Genomic DNA, 19,012 nt, shown 5'->3' on the forward strand with positions numbered 1-19,012 from the left:
GGGACCGCGGCCGCGTTCAATAGTTTACGGCTATGCCGATAGGCGATGGCTATCCTTGCTGGATGGACGTTACGCTGCCGGCCGTACGGGCGTTCGTCGCCGTGGCCCGGACCGGGTCGTTCCGGGACGCGGCCACCTCGCTCGGGGTCAGCCAGCCGACCGTGAGCGCCGCCGTGAAACGCCTGGAGGCCACCGCCGGACGGCCGCTGCTGATCCGCGACCGCGACGGGGTGCGCCTGACCGAGCTGGGCGGCCGGGTGCTGGCCCACGCGGCGGCGGTGACGAGCGCCGCCGACGAGTTGGAGGACCTGCTGGCCGGGGACGCCTCCGGGCTGACCGTGGGATTCATGGGCGAGGCGGCCGGCGCGCGCACCTCCCGGCTGTTCGACGGGGTACGGCGTGCCTCCGGCGGCGAGCTACGGCTGCGCCGCTTCGACTTCGACGACCCGTCGTGCGGCCTGCTGGCCGGGACCAGCGACCTTGCCGTGGTGTGGCCTCCGCTGAGCACCGGAGACGCTCTGGAGGTGCTGGTCCTCGGCAGTGACCGGCGGGCCGTCGCCGTGCCCGCCGGCGACCCGCTCGCCCGGCTGGCCGCGGTCGACCCCGCCGACCTGGCCGGCCGCGTCTGGGTGGTGCCCCGCAGCCCCGACCCGGTCTGGCGGGCCTTCCGTCACCCGGGTTCCATCGGCGTCAGGGACATCGCGGGGGAGGTGGAGTCCCGCGCGATCGAGGAGACCCTGGAGCTGGTCGCGGCCGGCCAGGGCATCGCCCTGCTCTCGCAGAGCACCGACGACCACTACGCCCGCGCCGGAGTGGTGTTCGTCCTGCTCTCCGACGGATGCCGCTGCACCGTCGCCGTCGCCTGGCGACGCGCCGACACCCGGCCGGTGATCGCCCGGATCCTCGCCGGACTCTGATTCGGATCCCTTAGGGAATGGCGCCCGGGGTGATCAGGCCGGTCTCGTAGGCCAGGACCACGGCCTGGACCCGGTCGCGCAGACCGAGCTTGGTGAGGACGTTGCCGACGTGGGTCTTGACCGTCGTCTCGCTCACCACGAGCTCCGCGGCGATCTCCGCGTTGGACATGCCCCGGGCGATCAGCCGCAGCACCTCCATCTCACGCTCGGTGAGCCGGTCCAGGCGGGCCGGGGTGGACTGCTGGTGCGCCGAGGGCAGGCGCGCCCCGAACCTGTCCAGCAGCCGCCGGGTCACGCTCGGCGCGACGATGGCGTCCCCCGCCGCGACCACCCTGATGGCCTGCACCAGCTCGTCCGGCGGCACGTCCTTCAGCAGGAAGCCGCTGGCCCCGGCGCGCAGCGCCTCCACGATGTATTCGTCCAGGTCGAAGGTCGTCAGCACCAGGACCTTGGGCACGTGGGCCCCGCCCACGGCCTCCCGCACGATCCGGCGGGTCGCCTCTATGCCGTCCACACCCGGCATCCGGATGTCCATCAGCACCACGTCGGGCATCAGCGCCCGCGACTGGTCCTGAGCGGCCTTGCCGTCCCCGGCCTCGCCGACCACGGTGACGTCCGGCTCGGCCTCCAGGATGAGACGGAAACCGGTGCGCAGCAGTGGCTGGTCGTCCACCAGTAACACTCTGATCGTCATCACACGTCCTTGAGGGGAAACCGGGCATTGACCTCGAATCCGCCCTCCGGACGCGGGCCGATCCTCAGGCTCCCACCATAGAGGGCCACGCGCTCGCGGATGCCGACCAGCCCGTGGCCGGTCCGGTCGCCGGCCGGTCCGGGGGTGCCGGAGCCGTGACCGTCGTCCTCGACCTGGACGGCCAGCTCGCCCGGCTCCTGCCGTACGGTCACCCAGGCGCGGGCCTGCGGTCCCGCGTGCCGCAGGCTGTTGGTCAGCGCCTCCTGGACCAGCCGGTAGACGGCCAGGTCGACGCCGGGCGGCAGCGGGACGCCCCGGCCCTCGATCCACAGCTGCGTCCGCAGGCCCGCCTCGCGCATCTGGTCGACCAGGGTGGGGATCTCCAGCACCCCCGGCTGAGGGTTGCGCTCGGCGGGCCCCGCGTCGGTCCTGAGCACGCCCACGATGTTGCGCATCTCGGCCATCGCGGTCCGGCCCATCTCCTCGATCGCCGACAGCGCCTCACGGGCGCCGTCGGGGTTGGTGGCCAGCACCCGGCGGGCCGCGGAGGCCTGCACGGTCATCACGCTCACGTGGTGGGCGACCACGTCGTGCAGCTCGCGGGCGATGCGGGAGCGCTCCTCGGCCCTGGCCGCCCGCGTGTCGGCCTCCCGGGCCCGCTCCATCCGCCCGGCCCGGTCGCGCAGCTCGGCGAGGTAGGCCCGGCGCAGCCGGACGCCGCGCCCGGCGATCCACAGGGTCATGGTCAGCAGGGCCACGAACAGGTGCGCCGTCCGGTCGCCGAGGCCGGCGGCCGTCACCGCGAAGACGGCGCGGCAGGTGAGGCTCAGCACCAGCGCGCACAGGCTGAGCGCCAGGCCGCGGTGGGCGGCGATCGTGTAGACCAGCACCAGCGCGGCGACCCAGAGCAGGGAGCCGCTCCGGTTCAGTGACGCCAGCGTCATCTCCGTGACGCCGGCCAGGAAGAGCATCGTGAACGGCATACGCCGGCGCAGCGCCGTGGACAGGCAGCCGGCCACGATCAGGGCGAGCCCCAGCGCGTCGGGCCTGACCGCGCCGGCCGGGGCGTCGAAGCCGGACAGGGAGGTGACGTAGGCGCACGGCACGGCGGCGGCCGCCAGCGCCACCGCCAGGGCGGTGTCGGAGATCAGCGGGCGTCCGTGGAGCCAGGCCCGCAGGCCGCCTGGGGTGTTGCGCACACAATCAATTTAGGCGTCCCATTCCCGCAGCCACCCTGCTACGGGGGGATATCGCCCTCATCCCCACGGATGACCCGCGGGCCCCGGGGCCGTGGAGAGGGGCCGGACATCGCCTCCGGGGGCTCGGTGCCGGGGAGGCGGCGGCCGGCGCCCCCCCGTGACCGGCGGCGGAGTCCCGTGCCCGCGGGCCGCTCAGAGCTCGTCGGTCGCCGCCCTGGACGTGCGGCGGGTGCTGCGCACGGTGTCGCCCGGCTGCCGCTCGGGCAGCGGCGGGGGAGTGCCGCCGAACTGCGGGCACAGCTCCTGGTAGCTGCACCAGTCGCACAGGCGGCTGGGCCGGGGAGGCCACTCGCCGGTCTCCATCGCCCGCTCGATGGCCGTCCACAGGGCCCGCACCTTGCGCTCGGTGGCACGGAGATCGGCCTCGTCCGGGGCGTAGCGGAGCACCTCGCCGCCGCCCCCCAGATACATCAGCTGCAGCAGGCGCGGCACCGAGCCGTGCAGCCGCCACAGCGTCAGCGCGTAGAACTTCATCTGGAACAGGGCCTTGGCCTCGAAGGCCTGCCCCGGCGCGCTGCCGGTCTTGTAGTCGACCACGCGCACCTCGCCGGTGGGCGCGACGTCCAGCCGGTCGATGTAACCGCGCAGCATCAGGCCGTTGTCGAGCACCGCCTCCACGTACAGCTCCCGCTCGGCGGGCTCCAGGCAGGTGGGGTCCTCAAGGGTGAAGTAGCGCTCCAGCATGGAGCGGGCCTGGGCCAGCCACTGGGCCCGCTCCCCGTCGTCGGCGAACATCCCGCCGTAAGCGGGATCCTCGGCCAGCAGCCTGTCCCACTGCGGCTCCAGCAGCTCCTGGGCCGCGGCGACCGTGCGCGCGGTGGCGGGGAGGTCGTAGAGGCGCTCCAGCACCGAGTGGACCATCGTGCCGCGCACCGCGGCGGGCGACGGCGGCTCGGGCAGCCGGTCGATCACCCGGAAGCGGTAGAGCAACGGGCATGTCATGAAGTCACCGGCGCGAGACGGCGACAGCGCTCCGATGATCGTGGGCTCGGTCAGTGACATGTCCGCACTGTAGGTCACAGTGGCGACAGTTTGGGCCGCAGGTGGGCTCGCGGCGTCTGCGGGCGCCCCGATGGCGCGTAGCATCAAGGCCTGAAGGCGGAGTGAACGAGGAGTGGTGAGCCAGCGGTGAGCAGCGAGAGCCCGCGTCAGAACAGCCCGGGACTGCGGATGGGGCGGCCGTTCGGCATTCCGGTGTACGTCTCGCCGACCTGGTTCATCGTGGCGGCGTTCATCACCTTCACCTACCAGCCGATCGTGACCGGCCGGCTGCCCGAGCTGAGCGTCCCGGCGACGTATCTCGTCTCGTTCGTCTTCGCGGTGCTGCTGTACGTGTCGGTGCTGCTGCACGAGCTGGCGCACTGCGTGGTCGCCAGGATGTACGGCCTGCCGGTCCGCCGCATCACCCTCTACCTGCTCGGCGGCGTCTCGGAGATCGAGCGCGAGCCGGAGACCCCCGGCCGGGAGTTCATGGTGGCCTTCGCCGGGCCGCTGCTCTCGCTCGGGCTGGCCGCGATCGGCTTCGCCGCCTCCCTGGTCATCGACCCGGGCACCGTCCTCGGCGTGCTGACCTTCCAGCTCTGGTTCGCCAACCTGATCGTCGGGGTCTTCAACCTCCTGCCGGGGCTGCCGCTCGACGGCGGGCGCATGCTGCGCGCCGGCGTCTGGAAGATCACCCGGAACCCGGGCTCGGGCACGATCGCCGCGGCCTGGGTGGGCCGCGTGCTGGCCGTCGTCATGGTCGCGGTGCCCGTCGGCCTGGCGCTGATGAGCGGGCAGACGCCGGGCTGGGAGCTCATCTGGTCGGTGCTGCTGGCCTCCTTCATCTGGTTCGGCGCCACCCAGGCGCTGCGCGGCGCCCGGGTGCGCGCCCGCATCCCGCAGGTGAACGCCCGAGCCCTGGCCAGGCGGGCCATCGCGGTGACCGGGGACGTGCCGCTGGCCGAGGCCCTGCGCCGGGCCGCGGAGGCCCAGGCGGGGGCGATGGTGGTGGTCGACCACGAGGGCCGCCCGACCGGGATCGTCAACGAGGTCGCGGTGGAGGCCACCCCGGAGAGCCGCCGCCCCTGGGTGACGGCCGGTTCGCTGGCGCGCGGCCTCGAACCGTCACTGGTGCTGGCCGCCGACCTGTCGGGGGAGTCCCTGATCGACGCCATGCGCGAGACCCCCGCGGGGGAATACCTCCTGGTGGAGCGCGGCGGCGAGATCTTCGGGGTGCTGGCCACCTCGGACGTGAACCGGGTGTTCAGCGGGGTCTGAGCGAACCGCCGAGGGGTTTCGTGCGTCACACTGAACGTGTGCCGGGACGAAACAGCGGTGCCGGGGGAAGAACGTACCGTTCTGCCCACTCGTTTTCGGTGCGCGCCACGACTAATGTTCTGGCCAACCGAACCGGTTGGCCATGTAGCTAAGGGACGCATCCATTGGCACCCCCCCACGTGCCGGCCTCGGCCGGTGATCTCACTCCGGAGTTGCTCGGCACGTCCGAATGGAGCGATCAGCTGGTCGCAGCCGCCGGCATCCCCATGTACGACATCCCGTTCCTGACGGTCGGCGGTGGCATGGGCTCCTTCGTGACCCTGGACTACCTGCGGATCTACGGCGTGCCCGCCTCCCAGATGCGGGTGGTGTCCAACATCGACACCCCGTGGCAGACCTACGAGTTCCTGACCAGGTGCTCGCAGATCCCCCGCTCCGAGCGGATCCGCTCCGACTCCGCCTCGCGGCCCGACAACATCTGGGGGTTCCCCTCCTACGCGCTGCAGGAGACCTGGACGGACAAGACGCCGGCCTACCTGTGGCAGCTGCTGACCGAGCCGCTCCTGAACGACTACTGGACGCCGCGCGCCGGCACGGTCTTCCAGAGCCTGGAGCGCGAGGCCAAGCGCATCGACTACTGGGACATGCTGGTCAAGGGCCAGGTCCGGATGGTCCGCCGGCGGGCCGGCGGCGGCTACTTCACCGTGGTCACCCCGCCCGAGGGCTCGGCTCCCACCAAGCGCATCATCTTCCGCTCGCGCTTCGTGCACATCGCGATCGGCTACCCCGGCCTGAAGTTCCTGCCCGACCTTCAGGAGTTCCGTACCAAGCACGGCGACTACCAGCACGTGGTGAACGCCTACGAGCCGCACGAGCAGGTCTACGAGTTCCTCAAGACCCGACCCGGCACGGTGGTCATCCGGGGCGGTGGCATCGTGGCCTCCCGCGTGCTGCAGCGCCTGTTCGACGACCGGGAGAAGTTCCGGCTGCAGACCCAGATCGTGCACATCTTCCGGACCTTCGTCACCGGCTCCCACGGCCCGCACGTCTGGGCGCGGCGCAAGGGCGGCGACGGCTGGGCCTACCAGGGCTTCAACTACCCCAAGTCGGTGTGGGGAGGCCAGCTCAAGGCGCAGATGCGCAGGCTGGAGGGCGCCGAGCGGGCCGCGAAGTACAAGGAGATGGGCGGCACCAACACCCCCTACCGCCGGCGCTGGCAGGAGCAGATGCGGGCGGGCCGCAGCGGCGGCTACTACCACCCCGTGCAGGGCACCGTGGACCGGGTGGAACGCGGCTCCGACGGCCGGCTGGTCAGCTACGTGCGCAGTAGCGACGGCATCGTCCGCGAGCCGGTGGCCGACTACATCATCGACTGCACCGGCCTTGAGGCCGACATCGCCGAGCACCGGATCTACGACGACCTGCTCCGGCACGGCGGGGCCTACCGCAACCCGGTCGGCCGGCTGGAGGTGGAGCGCCACTTCGAGGTGAAGGGGACGGCCAGCGGCGACGGCGTCCTCTACGCCTCCGGCTCCGCGACGCTCGGCGGTTACTTCCCCGGCGTCGACACCTTCCTCGGCCTGCAGATCGCGGCCCAGGAGATCGCCGACGACCTGGCGAGACGGGGGTTCGTCCGCAGGATGGGGCCGTTCCGATCGACCTCGCAGTGGTTCAAATGGGCCTTCAACTCGCCGGTGTAAGGAGTGACCCCCTGTGGTTCCGACTTTGGCGGGGCGCATCCAGACGCGCCTCTTCCTGCTCGCCACCGTGGGCGCGATCATCACGTTGCTGATCGTGCCGGTGCTTCCGGGCTCCTCCGGGGCGCTCGGCGACCGCTACGTCACCGGGTTCCTGGTCCTCGCGGCGGTCGCCGTGCTGGGGGTCGCCTGGGAGCTCGTCTACCACTTCCTCATGCAGTTCCGGTGGGAGAAGGACTGGCCGACGCTGTTCGGTTTGCTGACGCTCGTTCCCGAAGGTCTTCTGCTGTACTTTTTGCTACGGTCCGGTGCAGTCGATGTCATTGATCCGGTGCCGTCGGCCGCGTTCTGGACGCATTTCACCGTCGTCTGGGTAGGCGTGTGGCTGGTGGCGAACGGTCCGATGCGCGTGCCGTTCATCCGATGGCGTTTTCGGGGAGGGAGAGTTTTGTGAACGAGCGAAGCGAAGGAACGATTCAGCACAGCACCTCGGTCATGAAGCCGGCGAAGGAGGTTTCATGACCGACGAGGGTTTCGGAGTGGTGCGTCCGCTTCCGGGCAACGGGCTGGTCGCCCACGTGGGTGGTCTGCTGCTGGTGTGCGACGCGGCCGAGGCCATCGTGGAAGACCTGCTGGGGGCGTTGAGGGAGACCGCGGCCTCGGGCGGGGACGGCCGCGCGCTGGCCCGCCGGGTCGCCCAGGTGCTGGCCGTCATGATGGGCGAGCCCGTGGCGTGCGCCGTCGCCGGTCCCGTCACCGGGGGAGTGGCCGTGCTGGTCAGCGGCCCGGCCTTCGCGTCGGTCACCGGCTCGGGCGGCGAGGTCCAGCTGGCCGGACGTGACGCGCTCACCTGGTCCGACCGGCTGGTGCCCGGCCCGGTGACCCGGGTGGAGCTGCGCCTGCCCGAGGCCGGCGAGGCGCACCCGCTCGCCCGGCTGGACGGCGGTGTCATCGTCGGCGGCGGCGTCTGGTGCGACCTGACCGAGGGCGGCGCGCCACCGGCCGTCCAGCGGCCCGCGCCCCGGACGGAGACCGCTCCGCCGGCCGTCCAGCCGTCCGCGCCGCAGCCGTCCGCGCCCCGGGCGGAGACCGCCTCCCCGGCGGAGCCGTCGCTCCCGCCGGCCTCCGCGCGCCCCGAGTGGTCGGCGCCCCCGGCGGACAGCGCACCGCCGGCGCCCTACCCGATGAGCTCTCCCGAGCACTACCCGCCGGTCCCCGTCCCGACGCCCGCGCCGGAGCCCCAGCTCTCCGCGCCGCCGGCGTGGCAGCCCGACCCCATGCCGGTCCCTCCGCAGGGGCCGCCCTCCGGGCCGGTCCCGCAGGAGGAGGTGGAGACCGCCAGGGCGAGCGGGATCGGCGGTGATCCCGTCGACGTCCGCGACCAGCCGTTCGAGTACGAACTGCTGACCCCTGGCGGTCCGCAGGCCGCGCCCGAGCCGCCGGCCGGGCCGGAGCCGCAGCCGGAGTCGCGACCGCTGGTCTACGGGGTGGACTGCAAGAACGACCACTTCAACGACCCGCGCGTGCCGTACTGCGCGGTCTGCGGCATCGCCCTGGTGCAGCGCACGCTCGTCCCCTACAAGGGGCCGCGACCGCCGCTGGGCGTGCTGCTCCTCGACGACGGCATGACGCTCCGCCTCGACACCGACTACCTGGTCGGCCGCGACCCCGAGCGGGCCCCCGAGGTCGCCGACGGCTCGGTGCGTCCCGCCAAGGTCACCAGCCCCGACGGGTCGGTCTCCCGCCGTCACCTGCGGGTGGCGCTGGACGGCTGGGACGTCAACCTGGTCGACCTGGGGTCGGTCAACGGCACCCAGATCCAGCCGCCGGGCGACCCCAACTTCTACGACATCCCGCCGAACGAGGCGGTCGCGATCCTGCCCGGCACGACCGTGCGGATCGGCGTCTCCCGCACCATGCGCTACGAGTCGCACCGCAACCGCTAGCGGACCCGTCCTTCCGGGCGGCACGGCCGGCGCCGTGCCGCCCGTCCGTTTCCCACAGGCCCCGCGACGCCCCGGTCAGGGGTGGGGGACCGGGGCGCGCAGCGCGGAGACGGCCGCCGCCCAGTCCACCGGGTCGGCGTCCTGCTCGGCGCGGACCAGCAGGTGCGCACCGTCCACGGCGGTGCCGGTGTCGGGAGCCACGACGAGCGCGCCGGCCGGGACCGCGCCGGAGGTGGCCGCCACCCCGAGCCTGGCCAGCCGCTGGGCCAGGGCGGAGGCCCGGCCGCCGCCGACGACGACCAGCGGGCGATCCCGCAGGAGCGCCAGGGTCAGCGCCACATGGGCGGCGGCGTCGCCGCCGGAGCCGTGGTGCACGGCGATCGGCCCCGTCGCGGATCCGGCCGCGGAGGTCCGGGCGGCGGGATCGGCGGAGCCCGGGGAGGTCGCGGCGGTCCGGGCGGGGGAGTCCTGGAGGCCGGAGGCGGCCGCCGGGGAGACGGTCACCACGCGGCAGACGGCGCCGTCGCGGATCCCGGCGTAGCCGCTGACATCGGCCGGCAGCACGACCAGATCGGGCTGCGCGCCGGTGACCAGCTCGGGCAGCTCGGCCGCCACGTCGCCGCTGAACCGGCTCACCACCCTGACCTCCGGGCCGTGGGCGCGGACGGTGCCGGCGAGCCCCTCCAGGTCGTGGAGGGTCTCGGCCAGCTCGGCCAGCTCGGAGGAGAGGCCGCTGCCGACCTCCAGGCGGCCCTGAGGGTAGGGCCGCAGGTGGGCGAGGACCACCTCCGACGGGGACGTGGCCCGCGCCAGGACGGACGCCAGGTCCACCAGCGGAGCCTGCTCGGCGGGGGAGCCCGGCACGACGGTCAGCACCCGGTGGGCGGCGGCCACGCCGAGGGCGGCGCGCTCGGCCTCGGCGATGTCGCGGGCCACGCGCCGGTCGGGGTAGATCCTGCGCAGCAGCGGGCCGGTCATCGCGGTGGTGACGAGGGCCATCACCACCATCAGCGAGTACAGCTCGTCGTCGAGCACGCCCTTCTGCAGGCCGACGGTGAGGATGACGATCTCGGTCAGTCCGCGGGTGTTGAGCAGGACGGCCATCGCCCAGGACGGCCGGTTGGGCAGCCGCTGCGCCCGCGCCGCCGCGTAGGAGCCGAGCAGCTTGCCGCCGACCGCCACCGCCAGGATCGCGGCCAGTGTGCCGAGACTGGACAGGTCCAGCGCGCGCAGGTTGACGTTGAGCCCCGCCACCACGAAGAACATCGGCAGCAGCAACAGCACGGCGAGCTGCTCCAGCCGTTCCAGGATCTCGTGGTTGAGCCGTTCCGCGCCCTCGCGGGGCATCACCGCGCCGAACACGAACGCCCCGAAGATGAAGTGCACGTGCATCCACTCGGTGGCCCAGGCCGAGCCGATGAGGCCGATCAGCACCAGCGACAGCAGGCTCGGCGTCAGCCGTCCCGCCTTCTCGTAGGCGGGCACCAGCCGGGCCAGCAGCGGCCGGACGACCAGGAACATCACCAGCGCGTACGGGACGGTGAGCAGGACCTTCCACTGCCCCTCGGCGTCACCCGCGCCGGCGATGCCCACCACCACGGCCAGCACGGTCCAGGCGAGCACGTCGATCACCGCGGCCGCGGCCAGGGACAGGCCGCCGAGCGAGATGCGCTGCATCCCGCGGTCGGTGAGGATACGTGCCAGCACCGGGAACGCGGTGGCGGACATCGCCGCCCCCATGAACAGCACGAACGGCAGCGTCCTGTCGCCGCCCACGTGGTCGCCCGCGATACCGAGCGCGAGCACGCAGCCCAGGACGAACGGCACCAGGGTGGAGCCGAGCGCCACGGTCACCGCGATCCGGCCCTTGCCCCTGACCAGTTTCTGGTCCAGCTCCAGGCCGACGACGAACATGAACAGCACCAGCCCGACGTTGGCCAGCGCCTGCAGCGGGGGGCGCATCTCCGCGCCGAACAGCTGGTCGCCGATCAGCGGTCCGAGGAGGGTGGGGCCGAGCAGGATGCCCGCCACGATCTCGCCGATGACCGGTGGCTGGCCGAGCCGTCGGGCCACCGCTCCGAGCAGTCGCGCGGCGGCGAGGACGATCACCAGGTCGAGCAGGAGCAGATCTACGTGGAGCACTTTCCAGCACGCTTCCCGTAAGTAAAGAAAAGCCCCGAGAATGACCAGGGCGACGTTACCGCGTGTGGAATGTCGCCGCGAGCGTTGTGAGGCATGGAGGGGAGACGTTGGTGGAAGGCATCGCCGACTACGAGTTCGTCCGCTCGCTGGGGGCGGGTAATCACGGCGAGTTCTATCTGGCGAGGAAACCCGGCCGGCTGCCGGTCGAGGCGGAGTACGTCGCGGTGAAGGTGGTGGGGGGCACCGGGGGTGACGCCTTCCGGCGGGCCACCCGTGAGTTGAAGGCCTTCGCCGCGGTGCGCTCCCCCTATCTGGTGACGCTCTACGACGCGGGGCAGCAGGGCGGTGTCTTCTACTACTCGATGGAGTATCTCCCCGGCGGCTCGCTGGGCCGGCCCGCGGAGCCGCCGTCGAGGGAGAGGGCGCTGCGCTCGATCGCCTGCGTGGCCACCGCCGCGCAGGCGCTGCACGAGGAGGGCATCGTGCACCGTGACATCCGCCCCGGCAACGTGCTGCTCACCGACGCCGGGGGCAAGCTCTCGGATCTGGGCCTGTCGCAGGTGCTGACGCCGGGGGCGACGGTGACCGGGATGGGCGACATCGGATCGGTGGAGTTCACCGATCCGGCGCTGCTGCAGGGGGAGACGCCCACTCCCGCCGGGGACGTGTGGTCGCTCGGCGCGACGTTGCACTGGGCGGTGACCGGCGCCGGCCTGTACGGCGAGCTGCCCGTCCACGACCCGCTGCTGACCCTGCGCAAGGTCTACAGCACGCCGCCGTCGGTCCACGCCGAGCTGGAGCCCGAGCTGTCGGAGCTGGTCCACGCCTGCATCGGGGACGCGGCCAAGCGGCCCACCGCCGGAGGGCTCGCCGACCGCCTCTACGCGCTGGTGGTCTGAAGCCGGTCCAGTTCGGCGCCGAGCAGCCTTTCCAGGCGCTCGGCGCCGAGCCGGTCGGGATAGAGCAGGCTGCGCACGCTCAGCCCGTCGACCAGGGCCAGCAGCCGCTCGGCGACGTCGCCCAGGTCCTCCCCGGTGGTGATCTCCCCGGCCTCGGCGGCCGCGCCGAGCAGGCTGCGCACCAGGTAGCGCAGCTCTCCGGCCTCGGCGCGCTGCGCCTCCAGCATCGCCGGGCTGGTCAGGCTCCGGCTCCAGAAGCCGATCTCCAGCCCGCTCTCCCGGGTGCGTTCGTCGTCCAGCGGCAGGTTGTCGAGCAGGAGCTCACGGAGCGCGGCCAGCCCGCCGCGCCCGGCCAGTTTGCCGCGCAGCCGCTCCACGATGCGCCGGTGCGAGGAGCGCAGCGCCGACAGCATGATGTCGTCCTTGTCGGCGAAGTAGTGGGTGAGCACGCCGTTGGAGTAGCCGGCCTCCTTGGCGATGGCCCTGGTCGTGGCCGCCTCGATGCCCTCGCGCAGGATGATGCGGCGGGCGGCCTCGACGACCTCCTCCCGGCGCTCTCCGTGGTCGACGATCTTCGGCATCCGGCCCCTCCCTCTGCTTTCTCGTTGACATGGTATTCGGGCGCCCGTCTATTATCCGCTGAAGACATGAGGAGGACTCGCTATGACCGTCGTCACCCTCGGGGTGCACATCGTGGACGTGCTCGCCCGGCCCGTGGAGTCGATTCCGGCAGGGCAGGACACCCACCTGCTGGAGCAGATCCGCATCACCGCGGCGGGCGCGGCCGCCGGGACCGCCGTGACCCTGGCCAGGATCGGCGTCCCGGTCGCCTCCGTGGGAGCGGTCGGCGACGACGAACTCGGCGACTTCCTCGTCATGATCATGGAGCGGCGCGGGGTGGACGTCACCGGGATCGTCCGCAAGGGCGGCGAGCAGACCGCCGCCTCGATCCTGCCCATCCGGCCGGACGGGGGGCGCCCGTCCTTCCACGTGCCCGGCGCCAACCTCGGCCTGTCCCTCGCCGACCTCGACCGCGGGCGCGTCACCGGCGCGCGGGTCGTGCACCTGGGCGGCATGGACGTGACCTGGGGCCTGCACGACCCGGCTTTCTTCGCACTCCTGGCCGAGGCGCGGGAGGCGGGCACGATCATCACGATGGACCTACTGTCCAATATGCCGGATCTGATGCAAGGAGCGCGGAGCTTTCTGCCCCACGTGGACTACTTCCTGCCCAACGAGGAGCAGGCGCTCATGATGAGCGGCGCGGCCGACGTGGAACGGGCCGCGCTCACGCTGCTGGAAGAGGGACCCAGGGCCGTGCTCGTCACGCTGGGCGGCGAGGGCAGCCTGATCGCCACCGCCTCGGGGATCACGCGGGTGCCGGCCCTCGACGTCCCGGTGGTGGACACCACCGGCTGCGGCGACGCCTACTGCGCCGGATTCATCGCCGGCCTGGTCGACGGCCGCGAGGTCCTCGCCGCCGCCGGGCTCGGCACCGCGGTGGCCGCCCGGGTCGCGGGCGGCCTCGGCTCCGACGCCGGTCTGGACGGGGCGTCGGAGCTGCGGGCGAGCGGCTGAGCACGCGACCGTCCCCACCTGAAAACCGCGACCGTCCCCACCTGAAAGGGGACACACAGGTGCTCACCCACCGGACGGCCACCGATCACCGAGTCCGCCGCGAGGCGGCTCGCCGACACTGATGAGGACGACACACATGTCCATCGACGCCAACCTCCGGGAGCGGGCCGCCAGGGTCGTCCCCGGCGGCATGTACGGCCACCTCAACGCGGCCCTGCACGGTCCCGGATACCCGCAGTTCTTCGTCGGCGGCCAGGGGTGCCGCCAGCTCGACGCGGACGGCCGCGAGTACATCGACCTCATGTGCTCCTGGGGCCCCGTCGTGCTGGGCCACCGCCATCCCGCGGTGGAGGCCGCCGTCACCGCCCAGCTCGCCGCGGGCGACTGCCTCAACGGTCCGGGCCCGGTCTACGTGGAGCTCGCCGAACTGATGGTGGAGACCATCCCGCAGGCCGACTGGGTGATGTTCTCCAAGAACGGCACCGACGCCACCACCCAGGCGCTGATGGTCGCCCGGGCCGCCACCGGCCGGACCAAGGTGCTCATGGCCCACGGCTCCTACCACGGGGCCGACCCCTGGTGCACGCCCAGCCTGTCGGGCACCACGCCCAGCGAGCGCGCCGACCTGATCGAATACCCCTACAACGACCTGGCAGGCGCCGAGGAGGCCGCGGCCCGGGCCGAGGGCGACGTCGCCGCGATCATCGTGACGCCTTTCAAGCACGACTCCTTCGAGGACCAGGAGTTCGCCGCCCCCGAGTTCGCCCGGGGCCTGCGGGCCCTGGCCGACCGGATCGGCGCCGCGCTGGTGATCGACGACGTGCGCGGCGGCTGGCGGCTCCACCTCGGCGGCTCCTGGGAGACCCTGGGCGTCCGCCCCGACCTGTACGCCTTCAGCAAGGCCATGGCCAACGGCCATCCGATCGCGGCCGTCACCGGAGTGGACTCCCTGCGGGGCCCGGCCCAGACGATCTACTCGACCGGCTCGTTCTGGTTCAACGCCGCCCCGATGGCCGCCGCCAAGGCCACCATCGAGACCCTGCGCGACATCGACGGGGTGGCGCTGATCGAGCGGGCGGGCACCCGCCTGCGCGAGGGCCTCGCCGCGCAGGCCGCCTCCCACGGCTTCGTCATCAACCAGACCGGCCCGGTGCAGATCCCGTGGCTCTCCTTCGAGGGCGACACGACCCTGGACAAGGGCATGTTCTGGTCCTCGGCCTGCCTGCGGGAAGGGGTCTACCTGCATCCCTGGCACAACTGGTTCCTGTCGGCCGCCCACACCGACGCCGACATCGACCGCGCCCTGCAGGGCACCGACGCCGCCTTCGCCAGGCTCAGGGCGGAGTTCGGCGCCGACTGAATCCGCCGCCCGGACCCCGCCGACCGACTCCCGCCGCTCCCCGCCGCAGGCGGGACCGGCGGCGGGGAGCGGCGCGCTCTACGCCCCGGGGCGCAGGCGGTACCACTGCTGGTCGTCCAGACGCGTGCCGTCGGGGCCCGGCAGCATCCCGTGCACGAGGGGGCCCCGGGTGAAGCCGGCGCGCTCCAGCACGCGGTGCGAGGCGACGTTGTCCGGGGAGGTGCCCGCGATGATCCGGGCCAGCGGGGTGTGCTCGAAGGCCCACTCCACCAGCAGGACCACCGCGCGGGCGGTGAAGCCCCTGCCGCGGAACTCCGGCAGCGTGCTGTAGCCCGTCATGGCCTGTCCCAGGGGCGGGATGATCGAGGTGAGCTGGATGTGCCCGGCGAAGGCGCCCGTCCGCGCGTCGCGGACGGCCACCTCGACCCGGTCGCCGGCCAGCCAGCGCATGCCCGCCTCCCGGCAGGACTCCTCGCTCTCCGCCGGGTCGGGGGCCTGCGGCGGCACGCTGTGCGCCACGACCTCCGGAAGGTTCTGCAGCGCGTGGTAGTCGTCGGCGTCGGCCAGGTTCAGCGGCGCCAGCCGTACCACGCCGTCGGACAGCGAGCCGCCGGGGAAGCCGGGCATATACGGCTGGACGCGGTCGCCGGAGTCCTCGGGCAGCCTGGCGAAGGACACCAGGTCGCCGCGGGTGCCGTCGCGCCGGTCCTCCGCCGAGCGCTGCACCCCCTCGCGGCGGAAACCGGCGGCCAGCGCGACCCGCTGGCTGGCCAGGTTCTCCACGGCGGCCAGCAGCTCCATGCGCCGCACCCCGTGGGCGAAGGCCCACTCGGTCAGCGCCCTGGCGGCCGTCGTGGCGACCCCGCGTCCCCGGGCCCACGGCGCGATCAGGTAGCCGATCTCGCCGTTGCCCCGCGGGTCGAGTGCCTTGAGCCCGATGTTGCCCAGCCACTCGCCCGTGCCGGCATCCGCCACGGCGAACGAGGCGCCGCCGCTCTCCCAGAGCCGCTCGGCGACCTTCAGGTAGTGGAGGGCCTCGTCGCGGGTGTACGGCACCGGCACGGTCGGGATGAAACGGGTGATCTCCGGATCGGAGCAGGCACGGGCGATCGGCTCGACGTCGTCGGTGCCGAGCGCTCGCAGGACGATGGGACCGGCGGGAATCACGTCTCGAGGAAACACGCTCCCATTGCTACCAGCTACCCCTATGAGGGGCGAATCGATTTCCGGCCGTCCCGGTAGGGGGGCGGGCCGTGTCCGCGAGGACCGCCGGGCATCCGGAGGGACGGGCCGGGACGGGACGGCTCCACCAGGCCGGAGGGGGGCGCCCGCCCCCGGAGCGGAACCGGCGGCAGCCGTACGCCGATAACCTTGCGGGCATGGGTTTTCGCAGGCATGGGCCGTTTCAGGCCGGGGATCAGGTTCAGCTCACCGATCCCAAGAACAAGCGTCACACGGTGACGTTGAAGGAAGACGGGGTCTTCCACACGCACAAGGGCGGAATCCCGCACAGCGAGCTGATCGGCCAGCCCGAGGGGTCGGTGGTGCGCTCGTCGGGCGGCACCCAGTATCTCGCGTTCAGGCACCTGCTCCAGGACTACACGCTGTCCATGCCCCGTGGCGCGGCGGTCATCTATCCGAAGGACTCGGCGCAGATCGTCGCCATGGCCGACATCTTCCCCGGCGCGCGCGTCGTGGAGGCGGGGGTCGGCTCCGGCGCGCTCACCTGCTTCCTGCTGCGTGCCGTGGGCAGTGAGGGCACCGTCACCTCCTACGAGCGGCGTGAGGACTTCGCCGAGGTCGCCACCAAGAACGTGGAGAAGTTCTACGGCGGTCCGATGGACCAGTGGCGTCTGGTCGTGGGGGACTTCGTGGAGGCGCTCGACGAGAGCGACGTCGACCGGATCATCCTGGACATGCTCGCCCCGTGGGAGTGCGTGGACGCCGCCGCCAAGGCCCTCACGCCCGGTGGCGTCATCTGCTGTTATGTGGCGACCACGACCCAGTTGTCCCGCACCGTCGAAACTCTCCGCGAACACGGGAGTTTCACCGAGCCCCATGCGTGGGAGACCCTGGTTCGCGACTGGCATGTCGAAGGTCTGGCCGTACGACCCGATCACCGGATGGTCGGGCACACCGGCTTCCTCGTCACCGCCCGCCGCATGGCGGACGGGGTGACGCCACCACCTCGTCGCAGACGTCCGGCAAAGGGGGCGCATGGCGAAGAGTCCGGTTCTTCTACCAGATGATGACGATTCGGCCACGACGGTACGTTTACCGGTGACAAGGGAACAGATGGACGTGTTCTCCTGCTCCCAGGACTAAACGCACCATAAGGGATTAATCACTGCCAACTTAATGTAGTCATACGAACACTGCTCGGCCAGGTAAGGGACAGCCCCCAGATGGGTAGGGTTTTGAGTAGTCGGTCTCGACTGGGAAGGAGGTGACGCCGTGGCAGCTCGCGACGACGCTGAGGCTCGAGCCGCGCAGCGCGAACGGGAGGTCGCTGACCTCACAACACAGGTCTCCTTCCTGCAGGAGGAGCTCACCGCGCTACGTCGGAAGTTGACGGAGTCTCCCCGGCAGGCCAGGGTCCTCGAAGAGCGTCTCCATGAAGTGCAGGCGAATCTGGTGGCCGTCACGGGCCAGAACGAGCGTCTGGTGGCCACCCTCAAGGAGGCCAGAGACCAGATCGTCGCGCTGAAGGAGGAAGTCGACCGGCTGGCGCAGCCGCCATCCGGATTCGGCGTGTTCCTCGAAAGCAGGGAAGACGGCACGGTGGAGGTCTTCACCGGTGGCCGCAAACTTCGAGTGAACGTCAGTCCAGCGGTGGACGTCGACTCGCTGAAGCGTGGCCAGGAGGTCATGCTCAACGAGGCGCTCAACGTGGTGGAGGCCCTCGGGTTCGAGGAGCTCGGCGAGATCGTGATGCTCAAGGAGCTCCTTGAGGACGGCCGGCGCGCGCTGGTGATCTCGCACGCCGACGAGGAGCGGGTGGTGAAGCTCGCCGAGTCGTTGGTCGGCCAGCCGATCCGGGCGGGCGACTCGCTGCTGCTGGAGCCGCGCTCGGGCTACGTCTACGAGCGCATTCCCAAGTCCGAGGTCGAAGAGCTCGTGCTGGAGGAGGTGCCCGACATCTCCTACGAGGAGATCGGCGGGCTCATGCGGCAGATCGAGCAGATCCGGGACGCGATCGAGCTTCCCTACCTGCACGCCGACCTCTTCCGCGAGCACAAGCTCCGTCCGCCGAAGGGTGTGCTGCTGTACGGCCCGCCCGGCTGCGGCAAGACCCTGATCGCGAAGGCCGTCGCCAACTCCCTGGCCAAGCAGGTCGCGGAGAAGACCGGCCAGTCCGGTAAGAGTTTCTTCCTCAACATCAAGGGTCCCGAGCTTCTCAACAAGTACGTCGGCGAGACCGAGCGGCACATCCGCCTGGTCTTCCAGCGGGCCCGTGAGAAGGCCTCCGAGGGCACCCCGGTGATCGTGTTCTTCGACGAGATGGACTCGATCTTCCGGACCCGAGGCTCGGGCGTCTCCTCCGACGTCGAGAACACCATCGTTCCCCAGCTCCTGTCGGAGATCGACGGCGTCGAGGGCCTGGAGAACGTGATCGTGATCGGCGCCTCCAACCGCGAGGACATGATCGACCCGGCGATCCTGCGGCCCGGCCGCCTGGACGTCAAGATCAAGATCGAGCGGCCGGACGCCGAGGCGGCCAAGGACATCTTCTCGAAATACCTCATCGAAGACCTCCCCCTCCATCCCGAGGACCTCGCCGAGCACGGCGGAAGCCGCGGGGGCACCATCTCGGGCATGATCCAGCGGGTGGTCGAGCGGATGTACACCGAGAGCGAGGAGAACCGCTTCCTCGAGGTGACCTACGCCAACGGCGACAAGGAGGTCCTGTACTTCAAGGACTTCAACTCCGGCGCCATGATCCAGAACATCGTCGACCGCAGCAAGAAGATGGCGATCAAGCAGTTCCTGGAGTCCGGGCAGAAGGGCCTGCGGATCCAGCATCTGCTGGCGGCCTGCGTGGACGAGTTCTCCGAGAACGAGGACCTGCCCAACACCACCAACCCCGACGACTGGGCCCGCATCTCCGGCAAGAAGGGCGAGCGGATCGTCTACATCCGCACCCTCGTGACGGGCAAGCAGGGCACCGAGGCCGGCCGATCCATCGACACGGTGGCCAACACCGGCCAATACCTCTAGTAACACCTGGCAACGCGCGCGATGGCGCGGTCCCCCTGCCGGG

At 71.7% G+C, this 19,012-nt stretch carries 16 protein-coding genes; 10 read left to right on the forward strand and 6 right to left on the reverse strand.

Annotated features, from left to right (window positions below):
• The first annotated feature begins 62 nt into the window (after positions 1-62).
• On the forward strand, positions 63-917 hold the full coding sequence (locus BM085_RS14655) for a LysR family transcriptional regulator (RefSeq protein WP_093887544.1): 855 nt from the start codon (positions 63-65) through the stop codon (positions 915-917).
• 10 nt (positions 918-927) lie between these two features.
• Here BM085_RS14655 and BM085_RS14660 read toward each other — a convergent pair whose 3' ends face one another.
• The 3 genes from BM085_RS14660 to BM085_RS14670 form a co-directional block, all read right to left on the reverse strand.
• Positions 928-1,611, reverse strand: a complete 684-nt coding sequence (locus BM085_RS14660; protein WP_031161546.1) for a response regulator — start codon at positions 1,609-1,611, stop codon at positions 928-930.
• A complete protein-coding gene (locus BM085_RS14665) occupies positions 1,611-2,810 on the reverse strand; it encodes a sensor histidine kinase (RefSeq protein ID WP_093887545.1) in 1,200 nt (399 codons plus the stop codon). The genes BM085_RS14660 and BM085_RS14665 overlap by 1 nt, the downstream gene beginning before the upstream one ends.
• A 192-nt stretch (positions 2,811-3,002) precedes the next feature.
• Positions 3,003-3,872, reverse strand: a complete 870-nt coding sequence (locus BM085_RS14670) for a RecB family exonuclease (RefSeq protein WP_037933893.1) — start codon at positions 3,870-3,872, stop codon at positions 3,003-3,005.
• A 168-nt stretch (positions 3,873-4,040) separates the two neighbouring features.
• On the opposite strand from BM085_RS14670, the gene BM085_RS14675 reads away from it, so the two are divergent.
• The 4 genes from BM085_RS14675 (at position 4,041) to BM085_RS14690 (ending at position 8,772) form a co-directional block, all read left to right on the forward strand.
• Positions 4,041-5,129, forward strand: coding sequence for a site-2 protease family protein (locus BM085_RS14675; protein ID WP_081937378.1), 1,089 nt, complete (start codon positions 4,041-4,043; stop codon positions 5,127-5,129).
• Positions 5,130-5,293: 164 nt separating this feature from the next.
• Positions 5,294-6,829, forward strand: a complete 1,536-nt coding sequence (locus tag BM085_RS14680; protein WP_093887546.1) for a hypothetical protein — start codon at positions 5,294-5,296, stop codon at positions 6,827-6,829.
• Positions 6,830-6,842: 13 nt separating this feature from the next.
• Positions 6,843-7,280: a hypothetical protein gene (locus BM085_RS14685; RefSeq protein ID WP_093887547.1), complete on the forward strand. Its 438-nt coding sequence runs from the start codon at positions 6,843-6,845 to the stop codon at positions 7,278-7,280.
• Positions 7,281-7,344: 64 nt separating this feature from the next.
• Positions 7,345-8,772, forward strand: coding sequence for an FHA domain-containing protein (locus BM085_RS14690; protein ID WP_093887548.1), 1,428 nt, complete (start codon positions 7,345-7,347; stop codon positions 8,770-8,772).
• A 75-nt stretch (positions 8,773-8,847) separates the two neighbouring features.
• Here the strand turns inward: BM085_RS14690 and BM085_RS14695 are convergent, their stop codons facing one another.
• A complete protein-coding gene (locus tag BM085_RS14695; RefSeq protein ID WP_093887549.1) occupies positions 8,848-10,914 on the reverse strand; it encodes a cation:proton antiporter domain-containing protein in 2,067 nt (688 codons plus the stop codon).
• A 110-nt stretch (positions 10,915-11,024) separates the two neighbouring features.
• Here BM085_RS14695 and BM085_RS14700 point away from each other — a divergent pair, with 110 nt between their 5' ends.
• Positions 11,025-11,813, forward strand: a complete 789-nt coding sequence (locus tag BM085_RS14700; RefSeq protein ID WP_093887637.1) for a serine/threonine-protein kinase — start codon at positions 11,025-11,027, stop codon at positions 11,811-11,813.
• Here the strand turns inward: BM085_RS14700 and BM085_RS14705 are convergent.
• Positions 11,795-12,394 (reverse strand): TetR/AcrR family transcriptional regulator, encoded by a 600-nt coding sequence (locus tag BM085_RS14705; protein WP_012892366.1) that lies wholly within the window; start codon positions 12,392-12,394, stop codon positions 11,795-11,797. The two genes, BM085_RS14700 and BM085_RS14705, sit on opposite strands and share 19 nt — an antisense overlap.
• Positions 12,395-12,476: 82 nt before the next feature.
• Here BM085_RS14705 and BM085_RS14710 point away from each other — a divergent pair, with 82 nt between their 5' ends.
• On the forward strand, positions 12,477-13,391 hold the full coding sequence (locus BM085_RS14710; protein ID WP_093887550.1) for a carbohydrate kinase family protein: 915 nt from the start codon (positions 12,477-12,479) through the stop codon (positions 13,389-13,391).
• A 136-nt stretch (positions 13,392-13,527) separates the two neighbouring features.
• Positions 13,528-14,751 (forward strand): aminotransferase class III-fold pyridoxal phosphate-dependent enzyme, encoded by a 1,224-nt coding sequence (locus BM085_RS14715; protein ID WP_093887551.1) that lies wholly within the window; start codon positions 13,528-13,530, stop codon positions 14,749-14,751.
• 78 nt (positions 14,752-14,829) lie between these two features.
• Here BM085_RS14715 and BM085_RS14720 read toward each other — a convergent pair whose 3' ends face one another.
• Positions 14,830-15,918 (reverse strand): GNAT family N-acetyltransferase, encoded by a 1,089-nt coding sequence (locus BM085_RS14720; RefSeq protein ID WP_245789317.1) that lies wholly within the window; start codon positions 15,916-15,918, stop codon positions 14,830-14,832.
• A gap of 212 nt (positions 15,919-16,130) precedes the next feature.
• On the opposite strand from BM085_RS14720, the gene BM085_RS14725 reads away from it, so the two are divergent.
• Together BM085_RS14725 and arc are read left to right on the forward strand one after the other, a co-directional pair.
• Entirely contained in the window at positions 16,131-17,000 is an 870-nt protein-coding gene (locus BM085_RS14725; protein ID WP_031161524.1) for a tRNA (adenine-N1)-methyltransferase, read from the forward strand.
• Positions 17,001-17,205: 205 nt separating this feature from the next.
• A complete protein-coding gene (arc, locus tag BM085_RS14730; protein ID WP_093887552.1) occupies positions 17,206-18,969 on the forward strand; it encodes a proteasome ATPase in 1,764 nt (587 codons plus the stop codon).
• Positions 18,970-19,012: the final 43 nt, after the last annotated feature.

Source organism: Streptosporangium canum, assembly GCF_900113865.1.
Lineage (GTDB): Bacteria > Actinomycetota > Actinomycetes > Streptosporangiales > Streptosporangiaceae > Streptosporangium > Streptosporangium canum.

Excerpts from the sequence above, each read along its gene's own strand:
- BM085_RS14655 (WP_093887544.1), top strand. The coding sequence starts at position 63 with ATGGACGTTACGCTGCCGGCCGTACGGGCGTTCGTCGCCGTGGCCCGG.
- BM085_RS14660 (WP_031161546.1), bottom strand. The coding sequence starts at position 1,611 with ATGACGATCAGAGTGTTACTGGTGGACGACCAGCCACTGCTGCGCACC.
- BM085_RS14670 (WP_037933893.1), bottom strand. The coding sequence starts at position 3,872 with ATGTCACTGACCGAGCCCACGATCATCGGAGCGCTGTCGCCGTCTCGC.
- BM085_RS14675 (WP_081937378.1), top strand. The coding sequence starts at position 4,041 with ATGGGGCGGCCGTTCGGCATTCCGGTGTACGTCTCGCCGACCTGGTTC.
- BM085_RS14690 (WP_093887548.1), top strand. The coding sequence starts at position 7,345 with ATGACCGACGAGGGTTTCGGAGTGGTGCGTCCGCTTCCGGGCAACGGG.
- BM085_RS14705 (WP_012892366.1), bottom strand. The coding sequence starts at position 12,394 with ATGCCGAAGATCGTCGACCACGGAGAGCGCCGGGAGGAGGTCGTCGAG.
- BM085_RS14710 (WP_093887550.1), top strand. The coding sequence starts at position 12,477 with ATGACCGTCGTCACCCTCGGGGTGCACATCGTGGACGTGCTCGCCCGG.
- BM085_RS14715 (WP_093887551.1), top strand. The coding sequence starts at position 13,528 with ATGTCCATCGACGCCAACCTCCGGGAGCGGGCCGCCAGGGTCGTCCCC.
- BM085_RS14725 (WP_031161524.1), top strand. The coding sequence starts at position 16,131 with ATGGGTTTTCGCAGGCATGGGCCGTTTCAGGCCGGGGATCAGGTTCAG.